Genomic DNA, 6122 nt, shown 5'->3' on the forward strand with positions numbered 1-6122 from the left:
GGAAGCGGGCGGCACGGCGGACGGAGCGGGGGACGAGGCATTGACGGGCATGACGGAGGTGCTCCTCGCGTGGTCGATGCGTGCTCGATGAGGATCAGTGGGGAACCGGACCGACGGCCGGTCCCGGTCAGATGGTGTTGCGGTACGGCGGCATGAAGCGCATCCGCGGCATCTGGTCGGCCAGCACTCCCCCGTCCACGACGAGGCGCGCACCCGTGAGGTACGCCCCCGCGTCCGAGGCCAGCAGCAGCAGCGCGCCCACGCATTCGTCGGGCTGCGCGTACCTGCCGAGCGGGATCCGCTCGCGGTACGCGGACTCGAAGGCCTCCCGGTCGAAGGGGAACTCGCCGTCGATGGGGGTCTCGACCATGCCGGGGGCCAGGGTGTTGGCGGTGATGCCGTGCGGGGCCAGTTCGACCGCCAGGGTCTCGGTGAGCAGTTGGGCGGCGGCCTTGGAGGCGTTGTAGTGGGCCAGGCCGGCCTCCGCCACGAGGGCGTTCTTCGAGGTGATGGTGATGATGCGGCCGGCGACGGAGTCGGCCGTCATGTGCTCGGCGATGCGCTGGCTGAGGAAGAACACCGCGTCGACGTTGACCCGCATGATGCGTGCCCAGCCGGCCGGGGTGATCTCGTTGAAGCGTTCCAGGGCGGCCGTGCCCGCGTTGTTGACCAGGATGTGCAGCGGGCCGGACTCGGCGCGCACCCTGTCGACGAAGCCGGCCAGCGCCTCGATGTCCGCGAGGTCCTGTCCGTGTACGCGGCACTGCCGGCCGAGCGCCTCGATCGCCGCGGCGGTCTCGGTGATGCCCTCGGCGCCGGGCAGGTCGACCAGGACCAGATCCGCGCCCGCCTCGGCGAGCCCGACGGCGAAGGACCGGCCGAGGCCCCGGGCGGCTCCGGTGACGACCGCGGTGCGGCCGGTCAGGTCGAAGCGGTCGGTGCCGCGGGGCGGGACGGCTGCGGTCATGACGGGATTCCTTCGGACGGGGAGGGACGAGAGGTGGGCCGCCGCGCGGGGGACACAACAGGGGGAGCGCGGCGGCCCGGCTGCGGACCGGCACCGGGTACCGGGGGGGTGACCCGGGTGCCGGCCCGCAGGCTGTGGGGAACGGCCCGGTCAGCCGTCAGGGGGTGTCCGGCACATGGGTGCGGAAGGGGGAGCGGTGCCCGGTGCGTGCGATCGCAAGGCGCCGGTACTCCCTCGTGACGGAGCCACGTGGGCTTTTCGGCACCGCGGCGAGCGTGCGTGCCGGACACCGCGACGCCGCAGGCATGTGTCAGACACCCCCCAGGCCCAGCAGATCGAGCGAGGGCCGGTGAATGATCTCCTCGATCGCGTCCGCGTCCAGCGGCGGCAGACCGGGGATGCCGGGGATGCGGGCGATCTCCCGCAGCCCCTTCACCGAGTCGTCGACCGTCGTGAACGGGTAGTCGCTGCCGAACAGCACCTTGTGGAATACCCCGTAGTCCTGGACCAGCCGGAGGCTGTGCCAGAGCTGGAAGGGCCGGTAGTGCAGGGCGCTGAGGTCGGCGTACACGTGCGGGTGCTTGCGGATGACCGCGATGCACTCGCCCTCGAAGGGGTGGCCGAGGTGGGCGAGGACCATCCGCAGTTCCGGGTGGCGGATGGCGACGGCGTCCAGGTGCCGGGGCATCGCCCACTCCAGCGGCGCGCTGGAGACGAAGGTCGTGCCGGTGTGCACCAGGAGCGGCAGCCCGTGCCGTTCGGCGTACGCGTACAGCTCGTCGTACTCCTCCGCCGCCGGGTCGAAGCCCGCGTACATCGGCATCAGCTTGATGCCGCGCAGGCCGAGCTCCTGGTGGCCGTAGCGCAGTTCCTCCTGCCAGCCCGGCTGGGTGGGGTCGAGCGCCAGGTAGCCGATCAGCCGGTCGGGGTGCTCTCCGACATACGCGGCCACGGCGGCGTCGTCGACCCAGAGCCCGCTGCGGCGCGCCTTGCCTCCGACGACGATCGTGCGGGTGGACTCGGGTGCGGTGGCGGCGTACTCCTCCCAGTTCACCGTGAGATCGACCTCGCCCGCGTGGGCGCGGGCGGAGTCGGAGCTGAACGGGTCGGTGAAGTCGTGGCTGTGCCGGAAGAGATGGGAGTGGACGTCGACGATCATGTGCGGTTCCGCTTCTCCCAGCCGTCCGCGAACATGTTCCAGAAGCGGTGGCTGGGCGGGTGCTCCTCGAATACCTCGTCGACGAGTTCGACGCCGAGCCCGGGGGCGGTCGGCAGGCCGATGCGGCCGTCCTCCATCGGAAGGGTGCCCTTGAGGGCGTCGAAGACGAACGGCTCCAGGAGCCCGTCGAAGGTTTCGAGGATCTTGAAGTTGGGGATTCCGAGCGCCGCGTGCACCGAGACGGTGGTGCAGAGCGGGGAGTTGGAGTTGTGCGGGGCGACGAGCATGCCGTGGGTGTCGGCGATCGCGGCGAGCTTCCTGACCTCGGTGAAGCCGCCGGCCATGGAGAGGTCGGGCTGGATGATGTCGACGGCGTTCGTGGCGAAGAGCTGCTTGTACTCGTAGCGGTTGTGGAAGTGCTCACCGCCGGAGATGGGGAACGCGGCGCGCTGCCGCAGTTCCGCGTACCGCTCGATGTGCGTCCAGGGCATCGGCTCCTCGAACCAGCCGATGTCGAAGGGCTCCAGCTCCCGCACCAGCCGGGCGGCGGTCGGCATGGCGAACCGGGCGTGGCCCTCGATGAAGAGGTCGGTGTCCGGGCCGACGGCCTCGCGGACCGCGGCGACGAGATCGATGGAGCGGCGCAGTTCGGCCCGTTCCAGCTCGTGCAGGCCGGGGCCGAAGGGGTCGAACTTGAGGGCCGTGTAGCCCTTGGCCACGGTTTCCTTGGCCTTGGCTGCGAAGGTCCCGGGCTCGCGTTCGCCGGTGTACCAGCCGTTGGCGTACACCCGGACGTCGTCGCGGCAGGCGCCGCCGGTCAGCCGGTAGGCGGGGACTCCGAGCGCCTTGCCCATCAGGTCGTACATCGCCTGGTCGAGGCCGGACAGGGCGACGCCGCCCATGTCGCCGCCGCGCAGGAAGTCGCCCTGGTAGACGCGGAGCCAGAGTTCCTCGATGTCGAAGGGGTCGGCGCCGATCAGGTGCCGTCCGGCGATGGCCTCGGTGAGGGCGCAGACCTCGCTCACCCGGTACGGGTGGGTGATCTCGCCGATCCCGGTGAGCCCCTCGTCGGTGTGGACCCGGACGTAGCCGAAGTCGCGCCAGGAGGTGCCGAGCATCAGGGTCTCGACGCGGGTGATCCGTCCGGCGGGGCCGGCGGGGCGGGTGCGGTTGACGGTCAGCATCAGCGGGTCGCTCCGCCCATGGTCGAGGTGTTCTCCAGGTCGCGGGCGCCGCCGTCGGCGAGGACCGCCCTGACCGCCGCCTCGGTGCCCTCGATCAGGCGGTCCACGTCGGCGTCGGTGTGGGCGTAGCTGATGTGGCTGCGCTTGAGGTTGAGCGGGAGCTCGAACAGGCCGTGGTCCAGGAGTTTGCGGCGGTAGCCGACGAACATCGAGGCGTCGTTGTTCAGCAGGTCCGCATACGTACGGGGGGCCTCGCCCGGCATGAAGTAGCTGACGAAGACGGAGCCGTAGCCGGTGACGGCCGCGGGGACGCCGAGGCGCCCGTACAGGGCGGTCAGTTCGGTGCGGACGCGGTCGCCGAGCCGGAAGACGTGGTCGTGGACCGGCTCCTCGCGGAGCTTGTGCAGAGTGGCGAGGGCCGCGGCGACGACGGACGGGTGCCCGTTGTACGTGCCGGCGAAGAAGGCGGGGGCGCCGGGGCGGGTCGAGAAGAGGTCCATCAGGTCGGCGCGGCCGCCGATCGCGCCGACGGGGGCGCCGTTGGCGATGGCCTTGCCGAGGGTGGTGAGGTCGGGGGTGACACCGGAGATCTGCTGCCAGCCGCCGATGCTGTGGCGGAAGCCGGTGATGACCTCGTCGAAGATCAGGACGCTGCCCGCCTTCGTGGTCTCCTCGCGCAGCGTGGTGAGGAACTCCTGGTGGGGCAGGAGCGCGCCGACGTTGTGCGGGACGGGTTCGACGATGACGGCGGCGATGTCGGAGCCGTGTTCGGCGAAGGTGCGGCGGACGGCCTCGCTGTCGTTGAACGGCAGGACGAGGGTGGCTTCGAGCACCTCGGGGAGGATGCCGGTCGAGATCGGGTCGTGGCCGCCGACCTTCGAGGGCTCGGAGATGACGTTGAGGCTGACGGCGTCGTGCCAACCGTGGTAGCAGCCCTGGAACTTGACGACGAGGCGGCGTCCGGTGGCGGCGCGGGAGACGCGCAGCGCGTGGAAGGTCGCCTCGCTGCCGGTGCTCGTGAGCAGGACCTTCTCGATCGAGGGGATCAGTTCGGTGAGCTGTTCGGCGAGGAGTACTTCGCCCTCGGTGACGCCGACGCCCATGTGCCCCAGCGTCGCGCCGGCTTCGGCGGTGGCACGGGCCACGTCGGGGTCGTTGTGGCCGAGCAGCGGCGGGCCGAACGCCGAGTGGAAGTCGGTGTACTCGCGTCCGTCGGCGGTACGGAACCGTGCGCCGTGGGTCCCGGTGACGACCAGGTCGGTCAGACCGGGAACGCTGCGCTGACCGCTGTTCACGCCGCCGGGTACGACCTGGCGGGCGCGCTCGGCGAGTCGGGCTCCGGATTGGTTGCCTACCGGGCCTGAACTCATGGTGCTTGCTCCTTGCGTCGAGAGTCGTCGGTTTTCGCGGGCCCTGCCCGGCCCGTGAGTCCCTGGCGCCATCCGCCCGGCAGTCGCCGCAGGAAGAGGGTGATCCGTGGTGCTCGGTGATGCGTCTCGCTTTTTCAGAACGCTGTTCTGTAGAGCAGAACAGTGCCTGGATATTACGTCCGGCCCGAAAAGCGGTCAACCCCTCCAGGGCGCCTCAAGCCCCGCGTGCCGGGCCTTCCTTGCCACGAAAGGCCCCCCGAAGTGCCGGACAGGCACCTCCGCGACCCCATAGGCACTAAGCTGTTCTGCTATGACGAACAGTGCTGCCCCAGAAGAGCCGAAGTACTGGGTCAAGAGCGTGGCCAGGGCAGCGGACATCCTCGAAGCGCTCGCCGCGCCCTCGCAGGGGAACGGCCTGAGCGTCACCGAGGTGGGCCAGGCCTGCTCCATCTCCAAGAGCGCCGCCTTCGGCATGCTCCAGACGCTGCGCGCGTACGGCCTCGTCTCGGACGACGGCGAGGGCATGAACCGCCGCTACCGGCTGGGCATGAGCCTGGCCCGGCTCGGCGACCGTGCCAGGTCCCAGGTCTCCCTGCGCGGGGTCGCCCACCCCGTCCTGCGCGACCTCACCCGGGCCACCGGCATGGCGTCCAGGCTCGCCGTGCCCGAGGACGGCCACGCGGTCGTGGTGGACCAGGTCGAGCTCGACCAGCGCGTCCGGCTCGATCTGCGGATGGGCCAGCGCGAGCTGCCGCACTGCACGGGGCTGGGCAAGGCGCTGCTCTCGGCCGTGCCCCAGAGCGAGGCCGCCTCGGTCGTCGAACGGTTCGGGCTGCCCCGGCGCACGTCCCGCACGATCACGGACCGGGCGACGTTCCTGTCCCATCTGCGCGACATCGCCCGGGTCGGCTACGCCCTGGACGACGAGGAGGACGCCGAGGGCATCATCTGCATCGGCGCGCCGGTCTTCGACGACAGGTCCGTATGCGCCGGAGCCGTCTCCATCACCGGTCTCAAGCTCGGGCTGCCGGCCTGGCGCTACCAGGAACTCGGCGGCCAGGTGCGGGACGCGGCCCGCCGGATCAGCGCCTCGCTGGGCTGGGTCGAGGACCAGGACGCCGACGCTCCGGACACCGGGACATCACATTCCGACGGAATCGGGTCTTGACCGATCGGCTTCACCCGCCGTAGGTTCCCTGCCAACTGAGGTGACTTTCAGCCGTCACCGACGATTTACCCCCTCCGGTCCGCTTCCGGCGCCTGCCCACCGCGCCGTGAACATCCGACGACCGGACCCTTTTCAGCCATCCGCCTCATGGCAGTCCACCGCAGGAACGCTCCCTCACTCGTCGCACTTCTCGGAAGGCGAAGTCCGCATGAGCGTTCCGCACCACCGCACCCCTGCATCGTCAGCTGCCGCTTCCTCCTCGTCGCCCGCTTCT

The 6122-nt window shown here is 70.6% G+C and carries 5 protein-coding genes; 1 reads left to right on the plus strand and 4 read right to left on the minus strand.

Translation table 11 applies throughout. The features are described 5' to 3' along the window. Positions 1 to 127 precede the first annotated feature (127 nt). From ABT025_RS39120 to ABT025_RS39135, 4 genes are all read right to left on the minus strand, one after another. A complete protein-coding gene (locus ABT025_RS39120) occupies positions 128 to 967 on the minus strand; it encodes an SDR family NAD(P)-dependent oxidoreductase (RefSeq protein ID WP_351003571.1) in 840 nt (279 codons plus the stop codon). 310 nt (positions 968 to 1277) lie between these two features. Next, positions 1278 to 2126: an amidohydrolase family protein gene (locus tag ABT025_RS39125; RefSeq protein ID WP_351003573.1), complete on the minus strand. Its 849-nt coding sequence runs from the start codon at positions 2124 to 2126 to the stop codon at positions 1278 to 1280. After that, the gene (locus ABT025_RS39130; RefSeq protein WP_351003574.1) at positions 2123 to 3310 is read right to left on the minus strand and encodes a mandelate racemase/muconate lactonizing enzyme family protein; all 1188 of its coding nucleotides are present in this window, start codon (positions 3308 to 3310) and stop codon (positions 2123 to 2125) included. The genes ABT025_RS39125 and ABT025_RS39130 overlap by 4 nt, the downstream gene beginning before the upstream one ends. Then, positions 3310 to 4680, minus strand: coding sequence for an aspartate aminotransferase family protein (locus ABT025_RS39135; RefSeq protein WP_351003576.1), 1371 nt, complete (start codon positions 4678 to 4680; stop codon positions 3310 to 3312). Before ABT025_RS39135 ends, ABT025_RS39130 begins: the two co-directional genes overlap by 1 nt. A gap of 310 nt (positions 4681 to 4990) precedes the next feature. On the opposite strand from ABT025_RS39135, the gene ABT025_RS39140 reads away from it, so the two are divergent. Next, positions 4991 to 5848, plus strand: coding sequence for an IclR family transcriptional regulator (locus tag ABT025_RS39140; protein WP_351003578.1), 858 nt, complete (start codon positions 4991 to 4993; stop codon positions 5846 to 5848). The last annotated feature ends 274 nt before the right edge of the window (positions 5849 to 6122 follow it).

The sequence above is a fragment of the Streptomyces sp. NPDC002809 genome, from assembly GCF_040295435.1.
In the GTDB taxonomy this organism is placed as follows: domain Bacteria; phylum Actinomycetota; class Actinomycetes; order Streptomycetales; family Streptomycetaceae; genus Streptomyces.

What these genes read in the sequence shown, in the direction of transcription:
- ABT025_RS39120 (WP_351003571.1), bottom strand. Translation starts at nt 967, where the DNA reads ATGACCGCAGCCGTCCCGCCCCGCGGCACCGACCGCTTCGACCTGACC.
- ABT025_RS39125 (WP_351003573.1), bottom strand. Translation starts at nt 2,126, where the DNA reads ATGATCGTCGACGTCCACTCCCATCTCTTCCGGCACAGCCACGACTTC.
- ABT025_RS39130 (WP_351003574.1), bottom strand. Translation starts at nt 3,310, where the DNA reads ATGCTGACCGTCAACCGCACCCGCCCCGCCGGCCCCGCCGGACGGATC.
- ABT025_RS39135 (WP_351003576.1), bottom strand. Translation starts at nt 4,680, where the DNA reads ATGAGTTCAGGCCCGGTAGGCAACCAATCCGGAGCCCGACTCGCCGAG.
- ABT025_RS39140 (WP_351003578.1), top strand. Translation starts at nt 4,991, where the DNA reads ATGACGAACAGTGCTGCCCCAGAAGAGCCGAAGTACTGGGTCAAGAGC.